Source organism: Dactylosporangium thailandense, assembly GCF_059739745.1.
Window position 1 is genome coordinate 9541673 of the sequence record NZ_AP029195.1, and the last position, 26995, is coordinate 9568667.

Sequence of the window (26995 nt, forward strand, 5' to 3'; positions counted from 1 at the left end):
ACACACGGCGTCGGGCGCGGCCCCGCATCAAATGTTTCGCCCGCTCGGACCGAAATATCCCCGTTCGTCCAGCGTGACGCGCTGGTCTTGACTGAGTAAGACCAGCGCACTGGACGCATTCCGGCACAAGCATGCGCTCCGATGAAAAAGGGTCGCCGCCCGTGCTCTTTCCTGCCTCTCATCTGACTACCATCAAGTTTCCAGTGCAGCTTCGAGGGGAGGCGGCGGCCGCACAGAGGGTGATGATGCGCGATTCGACCCGATTTTCAATCCTCGGCCCGGTGCAGATCCGCACACCGGCCGCGGAGATCACGGTCGCTGCGCCGCGGGAACGGGTGCTGCTCGCGCTCCTGCTCCTGCGCGAGGGGCAGCTCGTACCGGTACAACAGGTCATCACCGCGCTCTGGGACACCAACCCGCCGTTGACCGCGCGGGCCCAGGTGCACAGCTGCGTCTCGCGGCTGCGACAGGTGCTGCGCAAGGCCGGGCTGCCCGAGGACCTGGTGGTGACGGAGCCGGCGGGGTACCGGATCAAGGTCGGCCCCGAAGATCTCGACGCCGCGCTCTTCGCCTCGCTGGTCGAGCGCGCCCGGGCCGCCGCCGCGGACGGGGACCTCGCCGGCGGCCGCGACGATCTGCGCACCGCCCTGGCGCTGTGGCGGGGCCGGCCGCTCACCGACGTCGACTCGGAGGTGGTGCGGGCCGCGGCCGCGCACCTCGAGGAGCAGTGGACCGCCGCCACCGCGCTCTGCCTCGACCTGGAGCTGCAGCTGGACCTGGCCGAGGAGGTCCTGGCCGAGGTCGCCGACCTGGTCGAGCGCTATCCGCACCACGAGCAGTTCCGCGGCCACCTCATGACCGCGCTGGCCCGCACCGGCCGGCGCGCCGACGCCCTCGCGGTGTTCCGCCGCGGCCGGGCGCTGCTGGCCGAGGAGCTCGGCATCGAGCCGGGCGCCGAGCTGGCCGACCTGCACCGGCGCATCCTCAACGGCGACGCGGAGCTGCTGCTGGCGCAGGCGCCGCGCACGCTCGGCCGCCGGGCCGCCCGCTGCCTGCCCCGCGACGTCGCCGACTTCTCGGGCCGGGCCGAGTTGGTACGGCGGCTGGTCGGGGCGCTGCGCGACGAGCGGCCCGAGGTGATCGCGATCGACGGCATGGCCGGCATGGGCAAGACCTCCCTCGCGGTGCGGGTCGCCCACGCCGCGGCCGAGCGCTACCCGGACGGTCAGCTGTACCTCGACCTGCGCGGCCACAGCGACCGCGCCCCGCTCGACCCCGGCGAGGCGCTCGGGTCCCTGCTGCGGCAGCTGGGCGTGCCGGCCGAGCGGGTGCCGCCGGGGCTGGACGACCGCGCGGTGCTCTGGCGCACCGAGCTCGCCGACCGCCAGGTGCTCGTCCTGCTGGACAACGCGCTGGACACGCGGCAGGTCCTGCCGATGCTCCCCGGCACCGCGCACACCGGCGTCGTCATCACGAGCCGGCGCCGGCTGGCCGGGCTCGACGGGGCGCAGACCGTGTCGCTGGACGTGCTGCCGGTCGAGGACGCCGTCGAGCTGCTGCGGCGGACCGTCGGCGAGCGGGCCTACGCCGATCCCGCGTGCACCATCGAGGTCGCCGAGCTGTGCGGGCGACTGCCGCTGGCGGTGCGGCTGGCGGGGGCGAGGCTGCAGCACCGGCACGGCTGGAGCGTGTCCGACCTGGCCCAGCGGCTGCGCACCGCGAACCGGCGGCTGCCGGAGCTCGCGGTCGACGGAAGGACCGTCGCGGCGGCGTTCACGCTGTCGTACCAGCAGCTGGCGGTACCGTTGCAGCAGCTCTTCGCCGTTCTCGGCCTTCACCCGGCGGGCGATTTCGAGCCCGCGGCGGCCGCGGCCCTGGCCGGCCTGCCGGTTTCGCGCTGTGAGGATCTGCTCGAGGACCTGGTCGACGTGCACCTCGTGGAGGCGCCGGCGGCGGGCCGGTATCGGCTGCACGACCTGTTGCGCGATTTCGCGGCCGAACTCGCACAAGACGACACCGCGGCGGTCGGAAGACTGCTCGATCATTATCTGTACAGCGTCGTCAGCGCCACGAAGTTCATGGAGCTCTCGGACGCGAAGTCGCTGCTGCGCCTCGAGACGCCACCGCCGACGGCACTGGATTTCGCGGCTCCACCGGCGGCTCGCCGCTGGCTCGAGCGCGAGCTGCCGAACGTGCTCAGCGTCGCCCGGCTCGCGGCCGAGTCCGGGCACCATCGCCATACGTGCATGCTCACGCGCGCGGTCTCGCCGTTCCTGTTCGGGTTCGGGTTCGGTTCGCACCAACTCGACCTGTACGAACGCGCGATCGAGGCCGCCGTGACCCTGCCCGACGCCGAGCTCGAGGCCGAGTCGCGCAACTACCTCGCGGCGGTGTACTTCCGGATGGGGCGCCTCTCGGACGCGCTCACCACGTTGCAGGCGGTCATTCGCATCGCCGAGCGGGAGGGCCTGCCGCGGCTGGTCGGGACGGCGCTGACGAACCTGGCGATGCTGCACAGCCGGCTCGGACAGTATCCGGAGGCGATCGCGTCCGCCGAGGCGGCGGCGCGGGTGCGGCTGGCGGAGATGCCGCCCAGCCTCGAGTTCAAGCTGCACAACACGGTCGCCCTCGTGCACACGCAGGCGGGCAACTATGCGCAGGCGCTCACCGCGAACCGCCGGGCCATGGCCGTCGCGCGGCGCATCGGCGGGATTCGGCCGTTCTCGATCAGCCTCGGCGAGCTCGGGCTGGTACACCTGCACCTCGGCCACCTGCACGTCGCCACCGCCCTGCTGCGGCGGGCCCTGGCGCTGAAGAAGGACTCGGTCAACCAGTACGGGGCGGCCGAGACGCTGAGCAAGCTCGGCACCGCGTACCGGCTGGCGGGGCGGCTCGCCGACGCCGAAACGTGCCAGCGGGCCGCTCGCGATCAGATGGAGCGCGTCGCGGACGTATCCGGACAGTGCCTGACGGCGAACGACCTGGCGCTGACCCTGCGCGCCCTCGGGCGCTCGCAGGAGGCCGACTGGCTCAACAAGGAGGCGTTCGCCAAGGCCTCGCGCATCGGCGACCGCTACGAGCAGGCCCGCGCGCTGTTCGGGCTCGGCGACACGGACGACGCTGTTGCGCTGTTCACATCCCTCGGCGCACGGGATCTTTTGGCCCTCTCCCGCTGAAAGATGGATCCATGGAGTACCGCATCGAGCACGACACCATGGGTGAGGTCCGCGTTCCCGCGTCCGCCTTGTGGCGAGCTCAGACCCAGCGCGCGGTGGAGAACTTCCCCATCTCCGGCACGGTGCTGGAAGGCGCCCTGATCCGCGCCCTGGCCTCGGTCAAGGCGGCCGCCGCCGCCGTCAACGGATCGCTCGGCGTGATCGACGCCGACATCGCCGACGCGATCGCCGACGCGGCGCGCGCGGTGGCCGACGGCGAGCACGCCGACCAGTTCCCGATCGACGTCTTCCAGACCGGCTCCGGCACCTCGTCGAACATGAACGTCAACGAGGTGGTCGCCACGCTCGCGACCCGCGCCCTGGACAAGCCGGTCCACCCGAACGACCACGTGAACGCGTCGCAGTCGTCCAACGACGTCTTCCCGTCGGCGATCCACATCGCGGTCGCCGGCGAGCTGGCCCACACCCTCTCCCCCGCGCTGACCTCCCTGGCCGGCGCCCTGTCCCGCAAATCGGCCGAGTTCGCGACGCTCGTGAAGGCGGGCCGCACGCACCTCATGGACGCGACGCCGGTGACCCTGGGCCAGGAGTTCTCGGGGTACGCCGCGCAGGTCTCCTACGGCGTCGAGCGCATCTCGGCCGTGCTCCCCCGCGTGGCCGAGCTGCCGCTGGGCGGTACCGCGGTCGGAACCGGCCTGAACACGCCTCCGGGCTTCGCCGAGCGGGTGATCGCCCTGCTGGCCGAGGCCACGTCGCTGCCCCTGACCGAGGCGCGCAACCACTTCGAGGCCCAGGGCGCCCGCGACTCCCTCGTCGAGGCGTCGGGCGTGATCCGCACGATCGCCGTGGGGCTGTACAAGATCGCCAACGACATCCGCTGGATGGGCTCGGGTCCCCGGGCCGGCCTGCGGGAGCTCGCGATCCCGGACCTGCAGCCGGGCTCGTCGATCATGCCCGGCAAGGTCAACCCGGTCATTCCCGAGGCCCTGCGCCAGGTCGTCGCCCAGGTGATCGGCAACGACGCGGCGGTGGCGTTCGCGGGCTCCCAGGGCGACTTCGAGCTCAACGTGATGCTCCCGGTGATCGCGCGCAACCTGCTGGAGTCGATCCGTCTGCTGGCGAACGTGTCCCGCCTGTTCGAGGAGCGCTGCGTCGCGGACCTCGCGGCGAACGCGGACGTGCTGGAGGCCTATGCGGCCGGCTCGCCCTCGATCGTGACGCCGCTGAACCGTTACCTCGGCTACGAGGAGGCCGCGGCGATCGCCAAGCAGGCGCTGAAGTCGGGCCGGACCATCCGCGAGGTGGTGCTGGAGCGCGGCCACGTCGAGCGGGGCACGCTGAGCGAACAGCAGCTGGACGAGGCCCTCGACCTGCTCGGGATGACCAATTCCCGCTGAGCCGGCGACCACTACGATGTGCCGGTGCGCTGGGTCGTGTTCGGCACGTACGACAAGGAGCGCCACCCCCGGGTGGCCGTGCTGGTCGAGGGGCTGCGCGCCTGCGGGGACGAGGTCGTCGAGATCAACGCACCGCTGCGGCTGGACACCGCCGGCCGGGTCGCGATGCTGCGCCAGCCGTGGCGGCTCCCGATCCTCGCCGCGAAGCTGCTCGGCGGCTGGTCCGGGCTGCTGCGGGGGCGCCGCCGCTACGCGCGCCGGCCGGGCGGCGAACCGCCCGACGCCGTGCTGGTCGGATACCTGGGCCACTTCGACGTCCGGCTGGCCCGGCGGCTCTTTCCCCGCACGCTGATCGTCCTGGACCACCTCGTCTCGGCGGCCGGGACCGCCCGCGACCGGAACCTGGCCGAGAGCGGCGGTCTCAAGGATCGGCTCATGCGCGGCATCGACGCCCGCGCACTGCGCGCCGCGGACGTCGTCGTCGTCGACACCGCCGAGCATCGCGCCGCGCTGCCCGCCGCCGCGGCCCCGGACGCCGTCGTGGCGCCGGTCGGCGCGACGGACGAGTGGTTCCGCCGCGGGCGGGCGCCCGGCCGCGAGGCCGGCCCGCTGCGGGTGATCTTCGTCGGGGTGTTCACGCCGCTGCACGGCGCGCCGACCATCGCCGAGGCGGTGGCCGAGCTGGCCGGCGACGAGATCGAGGTGACCATGGTCGGCACCGGACAGGACCATGCCCGGTGCCGGCAGCTCGCCGCGGGCAACGGGCGGGTGCGCTGGGTGGACTGGGTCGAGGGCACCGAGCTTCCCGCGCTCGTGGCCTCCCACCACGTGAGCCTCGGCATCTTCGGTACCACGGCGAAGGCGCGTGCCGTCGTGCCGACCAAGGTGTACCAGGGCGCCGCGGCGGGATGCGCGATCGTCACCTCGGACACGCCGCCGCAGCGGGCCGCGCTCGGCGAGGCCGCCGTGTACGTGCCGCCCGGCGACGCCGCCGCGCTCGCCGCGGCGCTGCGGGCGCTCGCCGCGGACCGGGCCGAGGTGGAGCGGCTCGGCGCCGCCGCGCACCGGATCGCTGTCGACCGGTTCACCCCGGCCGGCGTCGTGAGCCGGCTGCGCGAGCGCGCGGCCGCGGTGCGGGGCGGGCGCGGTGCAGGCGAGGATGTACCCCATGCGGCTTGAACCGGCGCCCCCGCTCCCGCCGCGGGCCCGCCTTCGCTGGACCGTCGTGCGGTCGCTGGTCGCCCGGCTGCGGCCGGCCACGATCCTCGAACTGGGCTGCGGGCTGGGCGCCGTTGGCGTCCGGCTCGCCCGCACCGCGACGTACGTGGCGGCCGAGCCCGACGCGCAGTCCTACTCGGTCGCGAAGCCGCGCATCGCGGCGGCGGGCGGCGAGGTGATCCACGGCGATCACACCGCGGTCCCCGACGGACAGCGCTTCGACCTGGTGGCCGCGTTCGAGGTGCTGGAGCACATCGAGCACGACGCCGCGGTACTCGCGCAGTGGCTCCGGCTCGTCAAGCCGGACGGCCACATCCTGCTGTCGGTCCCGGCGGATCCGCGCCTGTTCGGGCCGCACGACGCGCTCGTCGGGCACTACCGCCGCTACACCGCCGAGGACCTGCGGCGGCTGCTGACGGACGCCGGCGCGGTGGACGTGCGGGTCCGCCACTACGGCTGGCCGCTGGCCTACCTGCTGGAGCACGTGCGCAACGGCGCGGCCCGCCGGCGCGAGGGCGCCGCCGCGGACACGGCCGCCGAGCGCACCGCGGGCTCGGGCCGGTTCCTCCAGCCTCGCTCGGCCGTGCTCGGGCACGCGATCCGGGTCGCGGTCATGCCCTTCGGCGTGCTGCAGCGGCTGCGGCCCGGAACGGGACCCGGGCTCGTCGCGCTGGCACGGATTCCGGGGCCGGTGACCGACGGCTGATCAAGGCCGCGCGGGCCACCACCATGACGGCCGTCAGTCCGGGCGGGACCGGACGATCAGATCGGCCAGCAGCGCGACCGAGCCGACGAGCAGCCCGCTCACGACGAGCAGGAGCGCGTTGGTGGTGACCCGGAAGTCGTACCGCACGACGTCGACGACGGCCTTGACCGCCCCCACGCCGAACAGCAGCAACGCGACCGGCATCAGCACCTTGATGGGGTTGAAGTACATCACCATCCGCAGCACCTGCAGGATGTACCGGTAGGCGTCGGCGACGAAGTGGAACTTCGACTTCCCGGCCCGCTTGGCGTACTCGATCGGCACGTACTCGACCGCGCGGTGGTTGGACAGGAACGCCAGCGTGATCGTCGTGACGCAGCTGAAGCCGGCCGGCAGCAGCCGCAGGTAGGGCAGGGCGGCCTGGCGCCGGAACGCGCGCAGCCCGGAGTTGAGGTCGGGGATCCGTGTGCCGGAGAGGGTCTCGGCGAGCTTGCGGATCATCCACTTGGCGGGGACGCGCAGCGCGCGGTACGAGCCGCGCTCGCTGGTCCGGGCGCCGACGATCTGGTCGACGTACGGCCGCTCGTGCAGCATCTGGACGAACTCGGGGATGCGCTCGTTCGGGTAGGTCATGTCGGCGTCGGTCCACACGACGATGCGACCGAGCGCCTCCGCCGTGCCGATCCGGCGCGCGGTGCCGGAGCCGCCGTTGCGCTGGAACGGGATCAGGCGCATCCGCGGGAAGCGGTGCGCGGCCGCGGTGAGCACGGGCAGCGTGTCGTCGGTCGACTTGTCGTCGATCACCAGCAGCTCGTACGAGTGCGGGCTCGCGTCCATCGCCGCCGTGATGCGCTCGAGCTCCCGCACCACGTGGTCCTGCTCGTTGTAGCAGGGCAGCACGATCGTCACGTCGAGGGTCTCGGCGCGCTGCGCGGGTTCCAGGTACGTCCGGGGCGCAGTGTCGAAGCTGGTCATCGAAGTACCGCCTCTCGCTGTGATTGCCGGCGCCCCCGTCGGTGCCATCGGCCGGCGAGCAACAGGCCGGCCGCCGCGAGGGCCGCGGCGAGCGTGATCCAGCCGCCGGCGCCCGAGTAGGGCGAAGAATACCGAAGGTCCACGGTGTGCACGCCGGCCGGGACCGCGACGGCGACCACCGCCTGGTCGGCCGGGAGCAGCGGCGCCGGGCGGCCGTCGACCCACGCCGCCCAGCCGGCCTGGATCGCGTCCGCGACGACCAGGTAGCCCGCGCCCTCGGCGCGCACCGTCACGCGGATGCTGTCCGTGCCGTCGATGTCCGGGTGAACGTCCGCGCCGCGCCCGTCCGCGCCGGGGCCGGGGCGGTCGAGCACGACCTCGCCGGCGGGCAGGGCTCCGGAGGCCAGCAGCGCGACGCGCCGGTCGCGGTCCGGCTCGACCAGTTCCGACGACGCCCAGCGGATCCGGGGCAGCGCGGTGCGCCGCTCGTAGACGACCGACGACCCGGCGTAGACCAGCGCGAGGCCGTCCGAGCCGGGGGAGATCACCGACGTCGCGGGCAGCCCGGCGACGCCGGCGACACGCACCGCGGCCCCGGCGTGCAACGTCATCGTCACCGTCGGACGCGGCGCGGACGCGATGCCCTCGCCCGCGACCGGGACCAGGAACGGCTCGCCCGCCCGCAGGCCGGCCAGCAGGCGGCGCGCCTCGGCGAGCACCCGCCCGGACTCGTCGCGGATCACGACGTCGAGGCGCGCGCCGGGGTCGGACGCCGGTGCCGACAGCGGGGCGACGCCGACCGCCCGCAGCGGGCCGCCCGCGGGCAGCGGCGCGGTGACGGGCTGTTCGGGCCGCAGCTCGTACGCCGAGCCGTCGGAGCCGGTCTCGCGATAGGCGCCGAACGCGCGGTCCCGGGGCGAGGCGACGAGGTACCGCACGCCCAGCCGGTCGAGCACCGGGCTCGCCGCGTCCTCGGGCGTCGGGTCGGCGAACACCTGGGTCGGGGCGTGCAGGGCGCTGTGCGGCATGGCGTTGAGCAGGGCGACCAGCCGCGCGTCGACGAACGTGTGCCCGGACAGGGAGCGCAGCCGGTACGCCGAGTTCTCGCCCTGGAACATCGCGTACCCGGTCCCGACGTACCGGTCGTCGCCCAGATGCTCGGCGAGGAACCGGTGCGTGTCGGTCACCGGGTAGTAGGTCTCGCGTGGGGCTCGAGGCCAGTACGGCCCGACGTAGCTCAGCGCCTGGCCCGCGACGAGCCCGAAGACCGCCGTCGCCGCGCCGAGCCGGATGGCGGCCGCCCCGCGCGCGGGCGCGGCCGGGCCGCCGGTGCGCCGCAGCAGCGCCGCGGCGGCCACGGCGGCCGCGATCAGCACCAGCCCGAGCACCGCCTGGCGGTCGGCGTACGGCAAGGCGGAGACGCCGGGATAGTGCCCGTCAGCGGTCGCGGCCACGCCGCGGGCCTTCACGACCAGCAGCGCAACGCCGGCCGTCGCGCCGAGGACGACCGCCGGGCCCCACCACCGGCCGACCCGCGACCGCCCCGCAGGCTCGGGCGCCGGCCGGCGCAGCAGCACCTCGAAGCCCACCGCGGCGAGCACGGCGAGCAGGAAGCCGAGCACGCTGCGGGCGCGTCCCACGAAGTTCGCCGAGAACACCGGGAGCTCGACCAGCAGGCGCAGCGGCACGGCCGTGTAGATGACGGCGAGCCACGCGGCGGCGGCCGCGACCAGGAACGTCCACGCCCCCTGGGGCAGCAGCGAGCGCGCCGGCCGCGCGGCGGCCACGGCGACGACGACCAGGACGAGCGCGGCCGCGCCGAGATAGGAGGACGCCTCGACCATGTTGTCCGCCGGGTACCACCTCGGCGCGTCGGCCGGTTGCCCCGCCGAGCCGAAGGTCCAGGGCGCGAACATGGTGACCAGGTACGCGGGGGACAGATGGTCGGCCGGTGTCTGGGCCCGGCCGTCGATCCACCAGGTCTGGTAGAAGTACAGCCACGGCAGCAGCTGCACCGCCGACAGGGCGACGCCGCCGGCCACACCGCCGCCGAAGAGCACCAGCGGGCGCACCAGGCCCACGCCGTCGGCCCGCCGGAGTGCGAGCGCCCGGACGAGCACGTACGGCCCGACCGTCAGCATCGCGTAGGCGGTGACGGAGGGGAAGCCGGCGAGCAGCATGCCCGCCAGCGCGCCGGCGACGGGGACCGCGTCGCTCGGCCGGCGGTACCGAACCAGGCGCTCGGCGCCCCAGAACAGCCACGGGATCAGGGCCGCCACGCGGGTCTGCGGCCAGTTCGTCCACATGACCATGAAGGCGCTGCTGGCGAAGACGATGCCGCCCAGGACCGCGGCCGGGGTCCGGAGCCCGAGCAGGCGCAGGAACAGCACACAGCCGGCGATCGCGACGGCCATCTCGAACAGCTTGATGTAGGCCGGGGCCAGCCAGCCGGGCAGCACGTACCGGGGCAGGGTCATCGGGGAGTAGAGCGCGTAGTTCGGCGTCGAACCCAGCGGGGTGCCCGCCGCGACGTAGGGGTTCCAGTCCGCGCCGGTCTGCGCGTACAGGTCGGTGGCGGGCAGCTCGGCGGTGTAGATGTCGTCCATGTACATGTTCTGCGTGGCCTGGGCGTGGTAGCCCGCATCGAGGTACGGGCTCTTCTCGGCCATCCCGTCGGTCCCCGCGAACACCGTCGTGCCCAGCAGCGGCGAGCCGATGCCGAACAGGACGAACATGGCCGCGGCGACGAGCGCCACGACGGTGAGCGCGCGCGGCCGGCGCCGCGACCCGGCGGTTTCGCCGGGCTCGCCGTCAACCGTCATCGCGTGCTCCTCGAAAAGGTCCGCCGTGCCACCGCCGGTGGACTCTATCCAGCCGTGACGCAGGCGGCGGCCCGCCCCCTCGGGGACGGGCCGCCGCGTCGATCCGGTTCAGCTGCGGAAGTAGCCCGACACGTCGGCCACCATCCGGCAGGTGCCGTCGCTGCCGTTGTACAGCACCACCTCACCGCTGGTGCCGATGCGGACGGTCACCAGGTTGGGCACCGTCGTGCCCGCGCCGAAGTTGAGGTTCGACGCCACCGGCCGGGCGATGCCGTTGGGGTAAACCGTGACGAAGCCGTCGTGGCCGGTCTGCGCGACCGTCACGTTCATCATCACCGCCACGGCGCCACCGGCCGGGACGCCCCCGTGCCCGGCGACGCCGAGCTGGACCGACCCGAAGTTGGGCACGAGACCGGCGGCCGGAACCCCGGTGCCGTCGCGGGTGTCGAGGATCCGCGTGGGCGACAGCGCCACGAAGGTGCCCGGGAGCGTCGGCGTGCCGGCCAGGAAGTACCCGGCGACGTCGGCGACCAGGTGCAGGGTGTCGGCGGAGCCGTTGTACAGCACCGCCTTCCCGTCACCGCCCAGCTTCACGGTCACCAGGTTCGGCACCGTCTGATTGGCCACGAAGTTCAGGTTCGACGCCACCGGACGGGTCGTCCCCGACGGATACGCCGTCACGTACCCATCGTGCTTCGTCTGCGTCACCGTCACATTCATCATCACCGCCGAGACACCGGACGCCGGAACCCCGCCCTGCCCGGCAACCGTGAGCGTCACCGACCCGAACGCCGGCACCGCCGTCGTCGTACCGACCCCGACCGCGTTACGGGTGTCGAGAATCCGTGTCGGCGTCAGCGAGGCGAACGTGCCGGGCGCGGTCGGCGTGCCGGCCCGGAAATAGCCGGCGACGTCGGCGACCAGGTGCAGGGTGTCGGCCGAGCCGTTGTACAGCACGACCTTCCCGTCACCGCCCAGCTTCACGGTCACCAGGTTCGGCACCGTCTGATTGGCCACGAAGTTCAGGTTCGACGCCACCGGACGGGTCGTCCCCGACGGATACGCCGTCACGTACCCATCGTGCTTCGTCTGCGTCACCGTCACATTCATCATCACCGCCGAGACACCGGACGCCGGAACCCCGCCCTGCCCGGCAACCGTGAGCGTCACCGACCCGAACGCCGGCACCGCCGTCGTCGTACCGACCCCGACCGCATTGCGGGTGTCGAGAATCCGCGCCGGCGGCAACGTGACGAACGACCCCGGCACGAGCGGGTCGCAGTCGAGCCGGATCTGGATGCCCAGGGCCGGCGGCGGGATCTCGTACACGTCGGTCAGGGACACGTCCTCCCCCGTGCCCGGTGAGCGGCAGCCGGTCTTGGCCGCCGACAACCGGTAGAAGCCGGCCAGCACGTCCCAGTGGAATCCGCCGTCCGCCCCGGTGGTGACCGGGTTGCTGCGGTTGCTCGGGCTCATGACCGCGGACTGGTCGGGCACGGGCAGGAACGGTCCGGCCTCCGTGTCGGCGCGCAGCAGCGTCACCGTCGCCCCGCTGACCGGGTTGCCGTGGATGTCCACGACGGTGCCCGAGGGGTCGATGTAGATGTCGAAGTCGATGTGCTGGTCCGGCGTGGACGGGCAGTCGACCGCGATGCTGACCTGGGCGTCACCGTGGACGGGGTACAGCGACGGGACGGTGGCGTGGTAGTGGCCCGAGCCGGCCGGCGTCTCGGTCATGCCGCCCGAGCGCACCGTCGATCCGGCGAGGCGCATCTGGTATGTCACGGTCGCGCCGGCGCAGCCCGTCGTGTCCAGCGACAGGTCGTCGGTCCACAGGATGATCGGTACCGATCCCGTCGAGCCGTGGTTGGTGATGGTCGTGCCGGGCGGGGGGCCCTGCGGCTGCGCCAGCACGATGTCCTGGTGGACCGTCGCCCCGGTGGTGACCGTCACCGGCCCGGCGTGGCCCGGCAGCCCGTTGAAGCCGCTCGGCGGGAACGCGGTGAGCGTCCAGGGCCCCGGCGAGACCCCGACGATCGTGTAGGTGCCGTCGCCGCCGGAGAACCCGATGAGGCAGGACCCGGTGGCTGGGCACGCCTGCACGGTCGCTCCCGCGAGGGGCGTTCCGCCGGAGTCCTTCACGACGCCCGTGATGAGCGCTCCGCCGGGCGCGTTGCCGTTGCGGATCTCGAAGATGTACCGACCCTTCTGCAACGAGTTGCGGCTGCCGTTGACCAGGCCGGTGGAAGGGTTGCCGTCGAGCAGCCCGTTGGCCGCGAGGCTGCCGGGGAGCTGGAAGAAGTGCGCCGGGTTGCCGTCGCCGGCCGAGTAGCCGGCCCCGGCGGGCGTGCCGCCGTAGCCGCCGTAGCCGCCCGAGGCGTCGCCCGTCTCCCAGCTGAGGTTGTCGTAGTTCATCACGATGTCGAAGTCGCCGGCACCGACGTCGCCGCGATCGACCATCAGCAGCTGGAACGAGTTCAGCTTGTCGGTGTGCCCGGTGAAGTAGCCGACGTTGTTCCAGTCCACGCAGAACGCGCTACGGCTGCCGAACGTCGTGGTGCCGTACGTCACCAGGCTGGAGCCCGGTCCCCGGGTGTCCACGTCGGCGAAGAACGGCGCGATGATCGGCGGAACGCTGGCGTTGATGGTGAACGGCGTGTAGGTGACCTGCGGGCTGCGGAACGTCACGTTGCCGTTGTTGTTGACGTACAGCGAGGAGTAGTTCGTGCCGTAGAAGTCGGCGACGAACGGCAGCGTGACCGCGGAGGTGGACCCGTCGTCGTTGGCGGGCAGCGAGTTCGTGGTGCAGCCGGGCGTGCTGACCTCGGCCGGCGGCCCGGCGTTGACGAGGCTGGCCGCGGCGTCGGGAATGTCGAGCCGGTGCCGCACGATGTGCTGGTCACGCGGATCGGTGACCAGCGGCCCGGTCGACCGCAGCGCGTGCACGACCTGGTCGGACGTCGCGTTCGAGCGGGCGCTGATCAGGTCGGCGATCGCCCCCGCGACGTGCGGGGTGGCCTGTGACGTGCCGCTCATCGTGATGCCGGCCCCGGTGACCAGGACGCCGGGGGCAAGCACGTCGAGCCGGTCACCGGTCTGCGAGAAGCAGGCGACCGCGTCGGCCGCCGACGCGCTCTGGGTGCCGCAGTCGGTCCACTCGGTGTACGGGCCGTCGTCGGACAGGTGGTGGTCCCAGACCGCGCCGACGGTGAGCGCGCCGTCCGCGCACGCCGGCGACGACACGCCCTCGTGGAATCCGCCGGTCATGGCATCGTTGCCGGCCGCGACGACGGGAACCACGCCGAGCGCGCGCAGGTTGCGAAACGCCGGGCCGAAGACGCTGCCGGTGCACGTCGTCGTCCAGTACGTGCTGTCGCCGAGGCTGAGGTTGACCGCGCGGATGTTGGCCGACGCGGCCGAGGCGGCGACGGCGTTCAGCGCGTTGAGGATCGCCTGGTCGGGCGCCGAAAGGTCGCCGTTGTCGTTGGTGAAGACACGGTAGACGGCGACCTTCGACGCGGGTGCGACGGTGGTCACCAGCCCCGCGACGTTGGTGCCGTGCCGCTGCGGGTCGGCGTCGCCGATCGTCGACGCACCGCCGGCCGTGTCGGCGAACGACCGGACCTTGCAGGTGCCGGTGTTGACCCCGCCCGAGCAGTTGCCGAACGCCGACCCGGTGCCGTTCAGGTCGATGCCGGTGTCCAGCACGGCCACGGTCACGCCGGAGCCCGTGTACCCCGAGCTCACCGCGGCCGGCTGGCGGATGAGCTCGAGATCGGAGCTCGCCGCCCGGTGGTTGACGCCGGGCAGCGCGATGGCCCGCACCCCGGCCGAGGCGGCCAGCGCGCTCAGCGCGGACGGCGAGTCGACCCGCACGAGCTGGACCGGGAGGTTGCCGTAGTCGGTCTGGACGTGCACACCCGACCCGGCGGCGCCGAGCACGGCGCTCTTGACCGTGGCCAGCGCCGAGGCGCTCTCCTGCGCGGCCGTCGTCCGGTTCGACGTGCTGTACCCCGACTTGGTGGCCGCACGAATGCGGGCGATGCCGGCCGAGGGGTCGACGGCGACGAGGACGTCGGTCGGCCCCTTGGCGACGGCGCTGGTGACGTTGGCCGGCACCGGCACCGGCACCGCGGCCGGCTTCGGCGGTGCCTTGGGAGCGGCCGCCGCCGGCGCGGACGGGGCCGTTGTGATGCCGATCAGGAGCAGCAAGACGCCGGCGGTGACCGTACCCCGCCGGCGCCACGACAATCTGTGCGTTCTCATACCGTTGTCCGCTCCGCTCTTGGGACTGGACTGGGAAAACGCGGATCGACCGCCGGCCTTCTCACAAAATGGCCGGGCGTGACGATATCCCCGGGGCCGCTTTGGACCCGGCGTCCACTATGGATGGAGGGAAATCCGGCGGCAATCCATGGCCGTAAGGTCTGGACGAAGGTTGCCCGCCATCCACCGAACGTCAGGTCATTCCGAATGTCGCTCGCCGCTCACGTGACCGTTATCGTCGTTTCGACGTAGTTGATGGATTGAAGGCCGGATGCGGGCCAACATGTGCCGGTGACGATATGCGGCCCGGTGGCGAACGTCGAGGGGATCGGCACATCGACCGACCAGAGCCCGTCGGCTCCCGAGGTGGCGGTCCCGGTGGGCCCGGAGCCTTCCGTCAGGACCGCGGCCCCGGCGGGCGTATTCCCAGCTGGGCAGGGGTTCAGCGCGGTCACCGTGACCGTTGCTCCCCGCGGCACACTGGTCGCCGAGACCTTCAGGTGCAGCGAGGGGCTGACGGTGATGAACGGCGCCGGCGGATAGGTGGCCGTAACCACCCATTCGCCACCATTCAACCGGACGCATTGGGCCTCGAACCTTCCGCGCCGGGTGCCGGATCGCCGCCGGCCGGCTTTCCCGGGTATGCGGGTCCGTCATACGGCAGGCCCCATACCTGGTTGTTACTCCACGAACCGTCCGCGGCGAGGGCATAGGGGCCGGACGGTGCGAATCGATTGCCTCGCGAATCGACAAACGTAAAGGCGATGGCCGACATTACGTCGCTCGCCGGTGCCGGACAATTCCCTGAATGCCGGACAAGGAACCATGAGCCCGCGGGACCGCCGCCGGCCGAAAGCGTGAGATCACGCTGGTCGCCGCCACCACCACCGCCGAAGCAGTGCTGGTACAGGTCGGTGCGGCCGAAGACGCCACTGGCAATGGCGAAGGACCAGTTCTTGACGAACACGCTGGCGTTCGCGCTGAGCTCGGCCTTGGTCTGGCCGAAGACCGAGACGCACTGCGTCGACGCGTCGTACTCCACGCCGAGGTCCGGGCCCACCGCGCCCTCGACGCCGAGCCGCCCCGCGAGCGACAGCTCCACGGAGAGGCCGAGGAAGACGTCGGCGCCCACGGTCGAGCTGAGGGTCACCGAGCTGCTGCTGCCGAACGCATGCACGTCGGTGTTGATGTTCGGAGAGCGCACGAAGCCGACCGCCATTCTCGGCGCCCACTGGAAGTCGAGACTCACCTGACCGCCGACGGTGATCTTCAGGACCGGCTTGAGGACGACCATCAGCCCGGGGAAGGCCGGAATCGCGATGTGCACCGCGAAGGTGCCGTTGTTGGCGTCCTTGAGCGTGCAGGTCAGCTGACCCGTGAACCCGACCTGGAGGTCGAACGTCGGGTACGACGTGACCAGGAAGTTGATGTTCGGGTACGCCGGGTTCGCGTCGAGGCTGAAGTCGATGTGGGTGCGGGAGAGGTCGGCGGTGATGCTGTCGCCCCCGGCTGCACCGCGGCCTTGGGCGCGCCGGTCCCGTTGCGGGTGTCCAGCACCCGGAACGGCGCCACCGAGCCGAACGAGCCCGCCGCGGCGGTCGACGCATCACCGTCGACCGCGGCGTTCGCCGTCGGCACGGTGACCGGCGACGGTACGGCGTACAGCGCCGCGGCGAGCAGCAGAGCCGCGGTACCGAAGCGGAAAGGAGTCCGCATCGACGGCCTCCGGCTCAGCGCAGGTAGATCTGGTCGTTGTACTGGTAGACGAGCCGCCCACCGCCGGTCAGCGCGTGCCTGGTGCACCACGACGATCCGCCGTCGCCGGAGCCGATCGGGGACACCCGGGTCACCTGGTTGGTCGCGCGGTCGAACCGGAAGATGTCCCGTCCGCCGGTGGTGCCGCCGGTCAGGAGGTCCGAGTTCGTCGAGTAGAAGACCGAGCCGCCGGAGTCGGTGATGCCGCACAGGCCGATGCTGTCCCCGGTGACCGGGCCGGCCTGCACTCCGTCGAGCAGCAGCCGCTCCGACCAGGTCGACGGCCCGTTGGCGATGACGGTTATTGCCCGGTGCGCGTCGTCGAGGGTCGGCGCGACCTCGCTCACGCACGCGTTGCCGCCGTTGAAGTAGCAGTTGGCCTTCAGGACCTCGGTGGTGGTTCCGGCGGTCCGGTCGAAGCGGAACGCGCTGTACTGATACTCGCCGCAGGCGTCGTCGATGTAGTAGACGACATTCGCGTTGCCGACGAACGTGATTCGCGGGTAGAAGGGCCCCGGCCTGGTTGCTCCGGGACAGGGCATCTCGATCCCGGTACCGTCGCTGATGCGGTAAAGGGAGCCACCGAGGTCGACGAGGCCGCCGTCGTCGGAGATCTCCCCGGGGCCGGGGCTGTAGACGTTCGGCGCGATGGCGGTGAATGTCGCGGTGACCCGGTCGTAGCGCCACCAGCCGGTGTCGTGGGAGTTGTTCGTCTGGAGCAGTGCGAAGCGGCCGTTGGACGACACCCCCTTGAGCCGGTTGATCGACCCGTCGTCGCCCGGGATGTCGAGGCGGCGGGTGGTGCCGGCGGCCACGTCCCGCAGGTACACCGCCGGGCTCCTGCCGATGCCGTCGGCGGTGAGGTTCGTCGCCGAGGACTCGAAGTAGACGTACGCGCCGTCGCCGGAGACCTGGGCGTTGGACGACGGGGCGTTGCCCGGCGCGCCGCTGGGCGACGCCGAGAGCAGGCTCGCCTCCGCGGGCAGGACCCGGCCGATCGACAGCGTGACGAACTCCGTCGCCGTCGCTCCACTGTGGTCGGTGACCTTCACGGTGAGCTGGGACCAGCTCGGTGCGGCCGGAGTGCCGCCGATGTGTCCGGCGGCGTCGGCGGTCAGGCCGGCCGGCAGCCCGCTGACCTGCCACGTGTAGGGCGCGGCGCCGCCGTCGGCCAGCAGCGACGCGGAGTACCCGGTTCCGGCCGTGCCGCTGGGCAGCGACGTGCTCGCGACGGTCAGCGGGTCGGTGCCCCCGCCACCGCCGTCGCTGGCGCAGCGTCGCCACAGGGTCCACGGGCCGACGCCGAGCGTCACCAGCGACTTGCGGAACTCCTTGATGATCAGGTCGAGCCGGATGTCGAACTCGGCCTTGATGCTGACCTTCAGCGAGGCGCAGAGGTGGGTGTCGACCGAGGCGACGAACTGCGGCCCGAGGGTCACGCCGAGGCCGGCCACGTCGAGCACCTTGAGCGACATGTCGGCCCCGATGAGCAGCGACACCGAGGCGCCGGCGCTGACGTCCACGCTCTCCGGCCGTTGCGACGCGGCATTGATGACGTGGATCGACAGGTCGGGGTTCGTCCGGATGCCGACCATCCGGTAGAAGTGCTCGGTGAAGCTCACCGTGCCGGCCACCGTCGCCTCGAACTTCAGCGCCGGGGCGAGATCGACGGTCACCGGCACCTCGGTCGGCAACCGCCACACGATCCGGTGCGAGCGCCGGAACGCGGCCGACAGCTCGCAGCTGACCTTGCCGTGCACCTCGCCGCTGAACTCCACGATCGGCTCGGTCATGAGGTAGAAGCTCACGTACGGGGCCACGAACAGCCCGACGCGCTTCTCGAAGTGGACCTTCGTGTTGTCGAAGCGCACCGCGGCCACGGAGGGCGTGAAGCCGGTGGCGCCGCTGCAGGTCCACGCCGACGACTCGAACAGCAGCTTGGACCGGTCGAAGTCCCGCTCCGCGCTCACGTCCGCCGCCCGCACCGTGCCGGCCGCTCGGGCGCCGGTGGTGCCGGTGACCGTCTCGACCGCGACCTGGGCGGCGCCGTCGTAGCCCAGGTCCAGGTTGTTCACCACCTGGTCGACCGGCACCGCGCCGGCGGTGACGCTCGTCGTGCCGTCGGAGTTCGGGGTGTGCGCGGTGACCTTCGCGGCCAGGCCGTCCGGGTACGCGTCACCGCCGCCCTTGAGCAGGATGTTCTGCCCCACGGCCGGCACCGACCCGCCGGGCGCGAGGGTGAGCCGGTAGCCGTTCGCGGCGTCGCCGGTGACGGCCCGGACCGCTGTCGGATCCAGCACGGCGGTCCCGCTCGCGGGCGTGACGGTCGCGTGCTGGGACGGGGCCGGCGCCGGGTCGAGGTCGGCCGTGAAGTATCCGGCGACGTCGGCGATGAGGTGCGTGGAGACCGACGTGTACAGGTCGATCGAGCCGGCGCCCAGCGGCGTGGTGACCAGGTTCGGCCGCGTCTGCCCGGCCGTCTCCAGGTTCAGGTTGGACGCGAGCGGCCGGGCCTGCCCGGTGGCGTACGCGGTCACGTAGCCGTCCCCGGTGGACTCGGTCGCGGTCACGTTCGTGACGACGGCGGCGGCCCCGGTCGCCGGCACCGGGCCCCGGCCGGCCGTCACCAGCGGCAGCGTCGCGCCGGCCGCGGGCTTCGAGCCCGTGTATCCGGTCTGGTTCGGGCCGCCGCGGGTGTCCAGCAGGCGCGTGGGCTGGGTCGGCACGAACAGGCCCGCGGTGCTGACCGTCATGTCCGGCCCGGTGAACCAGCCGGCGACGTCGACCACCAGGTGCGTGGCGGAGTAGGTGTACAGGCTGACCGTGCCGTCCGGCGCCAGCGGCACCCACACGGCGTTGGCGATGGTCTGGTTGTCGTGCGTCGCGTTGAGGTTGGACGCCACCGGCCGGGGCCGGTCCGAGGGCCAGACGGTGACGTAGCCGCCGCTGTCCGCCCCGGTCATGGTCACGTTGAGCACGACACCGGCCGCGCCGGACGCCGGGACGCCACCCCGCCCGGCCACCGCCAGCTTCACCGTGGCGTCCGCCGCCGGCTTGGGACCCGTGTATCCGTTGCCGTTGCGCGTGTCGAGCAGGCGGCTCGGGTTCAGCGCGACGAACCGGCCCTGCGCGCTGGACGTCGCGGGCGCGAAGTAGCCGGACACGTCGGCGATCAGGTGCGTCGACGGCCAGGTGAAGATGTTCACCGTCCCGCTCGCCGAGAGCGGCACCACCACGAGGTTCGGGATCGTCTGCCCGACCGTCTCCAGGTTCAGGTTCGACGCGACCGGCCGCGGCCGGTCCGACGGCCAGACGGTGACATAGCCGCTGCTCTCGGCCTGGGTCGCGGTGACGTTCAGGACGACCGCCGTGGCGCCGGTGGCCGGGACCCCGCCACGGCCGGCGATCTGCAGGGTCACGGTGCCGCCGGCGGCCGGCTTGTCCCCGGTGTACCCGTTCAGCCGCCCCGGCCGCGTGTCGAGCACCCGGGCCGGCGTGACCGGCACGAACGACGCCGTGCCGGCCGGCACCACGACCTCGGTGAGGCCCGGCCCGGCGTCGGACGCGGCGAAGGTGGCGTCGCCCGAGTAGGTGGCCGAGACGGCGTGCGAGCCGACCGGCAGGTTCTCCAGCACGACCGCGCCCTGGCCGCCGACCAGCGACACGGCGGACCCGAAGTTCGCACCGTCCACAGTGAACCGGACCGTGCCGGTGGGCACGCCGTCGGCCGCGTCGGCGGCGGTGACGACCGCGGTCGCGGTCGCGAGCTGGCCCGCGGCGATCGGGTCGGCGGACAGGCTGACGGCGACGCCGGCCGCTTTCGTGCCGGCGGCCGCGGCGGACTCGCGCGGCGCGGCGACCACGACGAGGAGCGTGGCGAGCACCGCCAGCGCCACCGCCGTCGGCAGCGGACGAGAGCTTCGGCGGGCACGGTGAGTCGAGATCACCATCACGCGCGTCAGTATGTGTCAGGGGGCAAGCACCCCGGCATCGACGAACAGCCCCGGTGCGTCTGCCGATCCGGCCGGGGGCCATGATCCGGACAGCCCAATGGATCCGGCTGCCGAATCCCTTCACAACCGATCGCCGTCCTGGCCCACTCTTAGTTGTTCGGGAGGCCTGGATTGCGTGATGAGCAGGAGTTCGTGGAGTACGTCCGCGCGCGGATGCCCGTGCTGCGGCGGCTCGCGTACCGGTTGTGCGGGCAGTGGGCGGCCGCCGATGACCTGGTGCAGGAGTGCCTCGTCGCGCTGTACCGGCACTGGCGCAAGGCCGCCGCGGCCGAGTCGGTCGACGCGTACGTGCGGGCGATCCTCGTCCACGCGTACCTCGCCGAGCGGCGGCGACCGTGGGCGCGGCGGGTGCAGCCGGCCGCCGAGGTGCCGGTGCCCGCGATGAGCGCGCCCGGGATCGAGGACCGGGTCGACGTGCGGGCCGCGCTCGGCCGGCTCACCCGAGGGCAGCGGGCCGTGCTCGTGCTGCGGTACTGGGAGGACCTCGACGTCGCCCAGACCGCGGCCGCGCTCGGCTGCTCGCCCGGCACGGTCAAGAGCCAGACGTCCTACGCGATGGCCGCGCTGCGCCGCCTGCTGGGAGGGGAAGCGTCATGAGGGACCTCTTCACCGCCCTGCCCGACGATCCCGCCCCGCCGCTCGCCGACGGCTACCTCGACCGGGTGCTCGTGCGCGGAAGGCGTTCGGTCCGGCGCCGCCGCATCGGTACCGCCGCCGCCTGGACCGCCGTCGTCCTGGCCTTCGCCGCGCTGCTGGTTCCGGTCGTACCGCAGGCCGAGCGCCCGGCCGCCCCGGCTCGCCATCCCTCCGTGCCCGACCACTTCGCCGGGTACTCCACCCTCACCAGCACCGTGGAACGCTCCGCGCCCGGGCGCGCGATCGCCATGTACACGTACGGCAACGGCGAGCTGTTCAACATGTTCCAGCCGCTGGTCGTGGGCGCGGACAAGGACACGTACCGCCGCGTCGGCGCGGTCGAGGAGCGCGGCAAGCCGCAGAGCCTCCTGTCGCCGGACGGCACCCGGGTCCTTGTCGGCGAGCGGCGCGGCGAGACGACCGACCTGCTGCTCGTCGACCTCACGACCGGCGACCGGCGCTCGATCGACCTCGGCGCGTCGTTCGAGGTGCGGCTCCTCGCCTGGTCCCCCGACGGACGGTACGTCGCCCTCGGCGCGGCCGTGACCGACCCGTCCCAGGGCCAGCCGGACAGCGCCGAGTACGACGCTCTGCGCCACGGCACCCTGCGCCTGCTGGACCTGTCGACCGGCCGCAGCACCGCGGTCCCGTCGGTCAGGTCGCCGTTCGCCGCCGCGTTCGCTCCCGACGGTGCGCGGGTGGCGGTGCAGTCGGCACAGGAGGTACACCTGCTGGATCTTCTTGGAACGGAGCAGGCCGTGGTGCCCGTCGGCGCCGGTCGGGGCCTGGTCGCGCGGGCCGGCTGGTCCGCGGACGGCCGCTTCCTGGCCACCGTGCCGTGGGACGGCACGGCGGTCGAGGACGGGACCTTCCTCACCGAGAACGCGCAGGTCACCTTCGTCCCGATCGCGGCCGGGACGCCGACCCCGGCCCCCGTGGCCGACGTGGTCCGGCTGCTGGGCTGGCGCGACCCCGACCATGTGATCGCCGCGACGACGGACGCGCAGGGGCACATGAGCCTGCACGAGCTCACCCTGTCCTCGGGCGACCGGCGGGTGCTGTCCCGCTTCGACACCGGCATGACCTGCGAGTTCCACCTCCAGCACTGCGAGGTGGCCGACCTGCAGCTCGCGACGGGGCTGCTGGCGGACCTGGGCACGCGCCCCGCGGAGTCCACGGACCACGGGCCGTGGCCCTGGGCGCTGCGCGCGCTCGCCGCCCTTCCCCTGGCGGGGCTGGTGCTGCTCTACTTCCTGCTGCGCCGCCGCAGGAGCTAGGAACGCACTCGCGCGGGCGGGCGCAGCACGAAGGCCGCCCCCGGACAGTGGGGCGGCCTTCGCGTTGATCGACGGGTGTCAGTAGGCCCGGCGGCCCGCCTTCAGCAGAGCCGCGCCGGTGAGGGCCAGGGCCAGGCCGGTCAGCAGCAGCAGGCCGATCGGCGGGCCGGTCACCGGGAGGGTGCCGCCGCCCGTGGCCACCGGACTCGTGACCACGGGAGCGGCCGCGACGGTGACCGTCAGGGCCATCGAGCGCGGGCTGCCGTCCGGGGCCGCACCCTGCGCGACCACCGTGTGCTGGGCCGCCGCCAGCTGCTGGGGCAGCGTGATCGGCGTCTGGAAGGCGCCCGTCGCGTCCGTGGTGACCCGGCCGAGCTCGATGGGGGTCGAGTAGATGGTCACCAGGACGGTGGAGTGCGGCGCGAAGCCGGTGCCGACGAAGACGATCTGCTGGCCGGGCTCGGCGGTGGAGATGTCGCCGTCGGTCGTGGTCAGCGTGAGGTTCGTCGACGGCGGGGTGTCCGGCGCCGTCGGGGCCGCCGGGGTGACCGCGGTCGACGGCTCGCTCGGGGCCGAGTCGCCGGCCTCCGAGTGGGCGACGACGGTGTACGTGTAGGTCGTCCCCGCGACCGCCCCCAGCACGCACGTCTTGGCGCCGGTCGTGCTGCACGTCTGCGGGCCCGGGCTCGCGGTGACCGTGTACCCGGTCACGTCGGCGCCCGTCGCCGGCGCGTCCCAGCTCACGGTGACCGACGAGGCACTCGCGGTCGCGGTGACGTTGCGCGGCTGACTCGGCGCCGGCTGAGACGGATTCGAGTCGTTCACCGTCACGCTCGTCGTGCCCGAGGAGACGGCGAAGTCGGCGGCACCGTTGTACGCGGCGTTGATCGTGCCCGTCGCCAGCGACGTGCTCGTCGTGCACGCCTCGCCGGCGCTCAGCGGCACCGTGTCGGTGAGGCCGGCGCCGGTGAAGGTGACCGTGCCCGTCGGGGTACCGCTCGCCGGCGCCTCGACGGCGACCGTCGCGCAGACCTGGACCGACTGCCCGGCCGTCGACGGGTCGGGGGTCGCCGACACCGTCGTCGTGGTGGTGGCCGGGTCGACCGTCGCCGGGAAGGTGTCCGTCGAGCCGCTGAAGTCGGCGTCGCCGCCGTACGTCGCGGTGATGGTGCCGCCGGTGAGGGCGGTCGTGGTGGTGCAGCCCTTGCCGGTGCCGTTCAGCGTGACCGTCTGGTTGAACCCGCCCGCGGCGGTGAAGGTCAAGGTGCCGGTGGGGACTCCGCTGCCCGGCGGCAGCGCCTGCACGGTCGCGCAGACCTCGACCGACTGGCCGGTCACCGACGGGTCGGGGGTCACGCTGCCCAAGGTGCTCGTGTCGGCCTTGTCCACGGTCAGCGACTTGGTCCCCACGGAGCTGTTGAAGCTCTTGTCGCCGGAGTAGGTGGCCGTGACCGTGCCGGTGGCCAGGGTCGCGGTCGTGATGCAGGCCTGACCGGTGCCGTCGAGGAGCTTGTCCTCGTTGAGTCCGCCCGGGCCGGAGAAGTTGACCTCACCCTTCGGCGTGCCGCTGCCGGGGGCGGCCGCCGTGACCGTGGCGCACACCTCCACGCTCGCGCCGTGCGACGACGGGTCGGGCGTCGCGGTGACCGCGGTGGTGGTGTCGGCCTGGTCACGGGTCACCGTCGTGGTGCCGGTGGACCCGGCGAAGTCGTTGTCGCCGTCGTAGGTCGCCTCGACCGTACCGGTGGTCAGCTCGGAGTCCGTGACGCACGCCTCGCCGGCGCTGAGGGTCGCGGACTGGCTCCCGCCCGGGTACGTGAAGGTCACCGTGCCGGTCGGCCCGGTGTCCTCGGGCAGTTGCTCCGCGGTGACCGTGGCGCACAGCTGCACCGACTGGCCGCTGACGGACGGGTCGGGCGTCGCGGTGACCGTGGTGGTGGTGCTCGCCGGCTCGATCGTCACCGTCGCGGTCCCGGATTCGGATTCGTAGGTGCTGTCGCCGCTGTACGTCGCCATGACCGTGCCGCTTTGCAGGTCGGTGCTGGTGATGCAGGCCTCGCCGGACTGGTTCAGCGCGACGGTGCCCGAGGCGCCGGCGCCGCTGAAGGTCACCGTGCCCGTGGCCTCGGTCAGGCTCACCTCCGCGCACACCTTCACGGCCTGACCGCGGACCGAGGGGTTGGGCGTGACGTTGACGACCACGGCCCCTGGCTGCGCGAGGGCAGGAGTGGCGCCGGCGGTCAAGGCCGCGACGCTGACGATGGCCGCGAGCGCGGCTCCTATGCTGACCCTGCCCATGCACTCCCCCGCGATTAGTAGTCAATCGGTCACGCTAAGCGACTTCGACGCCGCGTGTGGGGGATTACGAATCACACCAGCCGAATGGTCTGATCTTTGTTTTCGAGCCCGTTCCATCGGCGCACGGTCACCGAGAAATCTGACCCGACCTGGCCTACCGTGTGCTAGTGACGGCGTCGGTGCGAGGGGTGCGGGACGAGGACCTCACCGTGCCGCTGGCCGCCGCGATCGACGGGGATGCCGAGGCGTTCGCGGTGCTGTGGCGGTCGCTGCATCCACTCGTGCTGCGCTACCTGCGCGTCGTGTGCGGCGACGCGGCCGAGGACGTCGCCTCCGAGACCTGGTTGCAGGTCTCTCGGGATATGGGGCGATTTGACGGTACGGCCACCGCTTTTCGGATTTGGTTGTTCCGCATCGCCAGGCATCGCGGCATCGACGAGAACCGCAAGGCGTGGCGCCGGCACGAGGAACCGCACGAGGCCGTGGACCAGCTGCGCGTGGTGGCGACGCGCGACGCGGCGACCGAGGTCCTCGAACTGGACGACACGGACCGCGCCCTGCGGCTCATCGCGGGCCTGCCCCGCGACCAGGCCGAGGCCGTGATGCTGCGGGTGGTGGCCGGGCTGGACGTCGCCGGAACCGCGCGGGTGCTGGGGAAACGCCCCGGCGCGGTGCGGATCGCGGCGATGCGGGGCCTGCGGAAACTGGCCGAGCATCCCGAGGTCCAGGCCGGGCGCCCCGCCACCTCCGCCGGTCCAGCCGGTTATGTCAATGGCGGCCGCGGAAGCTCGAACGAGTTGCCGGGCCAGCGCGAACGTGCTCATTCCGCCGACGAGAGGCGGGCGGGATGAGGCGAAAGCACCAGCGCCCCGGGGACCGGCTGGACGACCTACTGTCCGCGGCGGCCGCGCCGGGCCGCCGGCATGAGCTGCGCGGCGAGGAGGAGGCGGTCGCGGGGTTCCGCCAGGAGTACCGGCCGCGCAACGCCCCCGCGCGCCGCCCCCGTCGCAAGCGCCGCCTGCTCGCGGTCGTGGCCGCGGCGGTGGTGGCGGTCGGCGTGGGCGGCACGGCGTTCGCGGCGAGCACGGGCCGCCTCCCGGCGCCGGTCCAGACCTGGTTCGACAGCCACACGTCGTCCGGCTCCTCCCCGACGTCGAACATGTCGGCGCCCCAACTCCCGCGCGTGTCGCCGTCGCCGTCGCTGTCGCCCTCACTGCGCCCGAGCACGACGCCGGTCGAGTCCTGCCGCGCCTGGAACTCCCGCGACGACGAGCCGGTCTCCGAGGAGCTGCGTCGGGAACTGTCCCGGTTGGCCGGCAGCGAGGCGTCGATCGACTCCTACTGTCACCGCGTACTCGGCACCGCATCCACCTCGCCCTCGGCGCCCCTGCCCCGCCCGTCGAGCAGCACGGGCGCCCCACCGACCGGCGCTCGAAACGGCGGAAATCAGGGCGAAAACGACAATTCGGGCGGCGACGAGGACGGCTGAGGCCTGTTTCACGGAGCGAGGCGGAGGTCCAGGTTGCGCGGCCATTCGCCCCGCCGGCCGCCGCCGGCGGCGGCAATCCCGCATCCTGGCCTGGCGGCCGGCGCCGCCGAGCTCGAACGCGCGCACGTCCGCGGCCCCGCTGCCGGTTGCAACCCTGCCCCTCGGCGGCGATTCGGCACGGGGCGCGCGGCCGGGGTGTAACACAGCGCGGGGCGGCGACGCTGTTTTCTCTCGTGCTCACCGCAGGCGTCGATCTCGCTCCCACCGACGAGCGGACCGCCCTCGCGACCATCGCATGGTCGCGAGGCCGGGCCATGCTGCGCGAGTTGGCCGTCGGCGTGCCCGACGCGCGGATCGTGGCGGCCGTTCGCGGGGCCGCCAAATCCGGCCTGAACTGCGCACTCGGCTGGCCGGAACCGTTCGCCGCGCTCGTGAACGCGCACCGCGTCGGGCACACCGCGTCGCTGCCCAGCAAGGAGAACGGCGCGAACTGGCGGCGGGCGATGATGTACCGCGCGACCGACGAGGTCGTCCGCGCCAACGTCCCCGGCGTCGTGCCGGCCAGCGTCGCCGCGGACCGCCAGGGCCACGCCGCCGTGCGGTGCGCCGCCCTCCAGGCCATGCTCGCCCGCTCCGGCCAGGACGTCGACCGCAGCGGCACCGGGCTGATCGTCGAGACCCACCCGGCGGCGTCGCTCTACCGCTGGGGCGTCACCCGCCGCTACAAGGGCCGCCACGAGGGCCTGGCCGCCGCCCTGCTCGATTCCGCGCCGTGGCTCGACCTCGGCTCGTTCGGCCCGCTGGTGAGCACCAACCGCGACGCGTTCGACGCGGTGGTCGCCGCCCTGACCGCGCGTGCCGCGGCGCTGGGCCTCACGATCCGCCCGGACGGCAACCAACTCGCCCTGGCGAAGATCGAGGGCTGGACCGCCATCCCGTCGGCCGGACTCGAGCACCTGCCGTAGCC

Annotated in this window: 16 protein-coding genes; 9 read left to right on the top strand and 7 right to left on the bottom strand. The window is 72.9% G+C overall.

All coding sequences use genetic code 11. The features are described from left to right. Nucleotides 1-281: 281 nt before the first annotated feature. Genes AC6JBM_RS42395 through AC6JBM_RS42410 form a run of 4 tightly spaced genes read left to right on the top strand, consistent with a single transcriptional unit; the run spans nt 282 to nt 6497 of the window. Nucleotides 282-3176, top strand: a complete 2895-nt coding sequence (locus tag AC6JBM_RS42395) for an AfsR/SARP family transcriptional regulator (RefSeq protein ID WP_497979415.1) — start codon at nt 282-284, stop codon at nt 3174-3176. Between the two features lie 11 nt (nt 3177-3187). Next, entirely contained in the window at nt 3188-4573 is a 1386-nt protein-coding gene (locus tag AC6JBM_RS42400; protein ID WP_497979416.1) for a class II fumarate hydratase, read from the top strand. A gap of 24 nt (nt 4574-4597) precedes the next feature. Continuing rightward, the gene (locus tag AC6JBM_RS42405; RefSeq protein WP_497979417.1) at nt 4598-5752 is read left to right on the top strand and encodes a glycosyltransferase; all 1155 of its coding nucleotides are present in this window, start codon (nt 4598-4600) and stop codon (nt 5750-5752) included. Further along, nucleotides 5742-6497: a class I SAM-dependent methyltransferase gene (locus AC6JBM_RS42410; RefSeq protein WP_497979418.1), complete on the top strand. Its 756-nt coding sequence runs from the start codon at nt 5742-5744 to the stop codon at nt 6495-6497. Before AC6JBM_RS42405 ends, AC6JBM_RS42410 begins: the two co-directional genes overlap by 11 nt. 33 nt (nt 6498-6530) lie before the next feature. Here AC6JBM_RS42410 and AC6JBM_RS42415 read toward each other — a convergent pair whose 3' ends face one another. From AC6JBM_RS42415 to AC6JBM_RS42440, 6 genes are all read right to left on the bottom strand, one after another. Further along, nucleotides 6531-7472 carry a glycosyltransferase family 2 protein gene (locus AC6JBM_RS42415; RefSeq protein ID WP_497979419.1) on the bottom strand — a complete coding sequence of 314 codons (942 nt, stop codon included), beginning with the start codon at nt 7470-7472 and terminating at the stop codon, nt 6531-6533. Further along, entirely contained in the window at nt 7469-10294 is a 2826-nt protein-coding gene (locus tag AC6JBM_RS42420; RefSeq protein WP_497979420.1) for a hypothetical protein, read from the bottom strand. Before AC6JBM_RS42420 ends, AC6JBM_RS42415 begins: the two co-directional genes overlap by 4 nt. Nucleotides 10295-10402: 108 nt before the next feature. Next, nucleotides 10403-14506, bottom strand: coding sequence for a nidogen-like domain-containing protein (locus AC6JBM_RS42425; protein ID WP_497979421.1), 4104 nt, complete (start codon nt 14504-14506; stop codon nt 10403-10405). 275 nt (nt 14507-14781) lie between these two features. Further along, complete coding sequence (locus AC6JBM_RS42430) at nt 14782-15117, bottom strand: hypothetical protein (RefSeq protein WP_497979422.1); 336 nt, start codon at nt 15115-15117, stop codon at nt 14782-14784. A gap of 14 nt (nt 15118-15131) precedes the next feature. After that, nucleotides 15132-15887: a hypothetical protein gene (locus tag AC6JBM_RS42435; protein WP_497979423.1), complete on the bottom strand. Its 756-nt coding sequence runs from the start codon at nt 15885-15887 to the stop codon at nt 15132-15134. Nucleotides 15888-16290: 403 nt separating this feature from the next. Beyond that, nucleotides 16291-20265, bottom strand: a complete 3975-nt coding sequence (locus AC6JBM_RS42440) for an Ig-like domain repeat protein (protein WP_497986658.1) — start codon at nt 20263-20265, stop codon at nt 16291-16293. A gap of 174 nt (nt 20266-20439) precedes the next feature. On the opposite strand from AC6JBM_RS42440, the gene AC6JBM_RS42445 reads away from it, so the two are divergent. Together AC6JBM_RS42445 and AC6JBM_RS42450 are read left to right on the top strand one after the other, a co-directional pair. Further along, nucleotides 20440-20925 (top strand): SigE family RNA polymerase sigma factor, encoded by a 486-nt coding sequence (locus AC6JBM_RS42445; protein WP_497979424.1) that lies wholly within the window; start codon nt 20440-20442, stop codon nt 20923-20925. Beyond that, nucleotides 20922-22241 carry a WD40 repeat domain-containing protein gene (locus AC6JBM_RS42450; protein WP_497979425.1) on the top strand — a complete coding sequence of 440 codons (1320 nt, stop codon included), beginning with the start codon at nt 20922-20924 and terminating at the stop codon, nt 22239-22241. The genes AC6JBM_RS42445 and AC6JBM_RS42450 overlap by 4 nt, the downstream gene beginning before the upstream one ends. A 78-nt stretch (nt 22242-22319) precedes the next feature. Here the strand turns inward: AC6JBM_RS42450 and AC6JBM_RS42455 are convergent, their stop codons facing one another. Beyond that, nucleotides 22320-24539, bottom strand: a complete 2220-nt coding sequence (locus tag AC6JBM_RS42455) for an Ig-like domain repeat protein (protein ID WP_497979426.1) — start codon at nt 24537-24539, stop codon at nt 22320-22322. 188 nt (nt 24540-24727) lie between these two features. Between AC6JBM_RS42455 and AC6JBM_RS42460 the strand changes: the two genes are divergently transcribed. The 3 genes from AC6JBM_RS42460 to AC6JBM_RS42470 all read left to right on the top strand — a co-directional run bounded on the left by AC6JBM_RS42460 (nt 24728) and on the right by AC6JBM_RS42470 (nt 26993). Beyond that, nucleotides 24728-25390, top strand: coding sequence for an RNA polymerase sigma factor (locus tag AC6JBM_RS42460; RefSeq protein ID WP_497979427.1), 663 nt, complete (start codon nt 24728-24730; stop codon nt 25388-25390). After that, the gene (locus AC6JBM_RS42465) at nt 25387-26028 is read left to right on the top strand and encodes a hypothetical protein (protein WP_497979428.1); all 642 of its coding nucleotides are present in this window, start codon (nt 25387-25389) and stop codon (nt 26026-26028) included. Before AC6JBM_RS42460 ends, AC6JBM_RS42465 begins: the two co-directional genes overlap by 4 nt. Before the next feature lie 233 nt (nt 26029-26261). After that, complete coding sequence (locus tag AC6JBM_RS42470; RefSeq protein WP_497979429.1) at nt 26262-26993, top strand: DUF429 domain-containing protein; 732 nt, start codon at nt 26262-26264, stop codon at nt 26991-26993. The last annotated feature ends 2 nt before the right edge of the window (nt 26994-26995 follow it).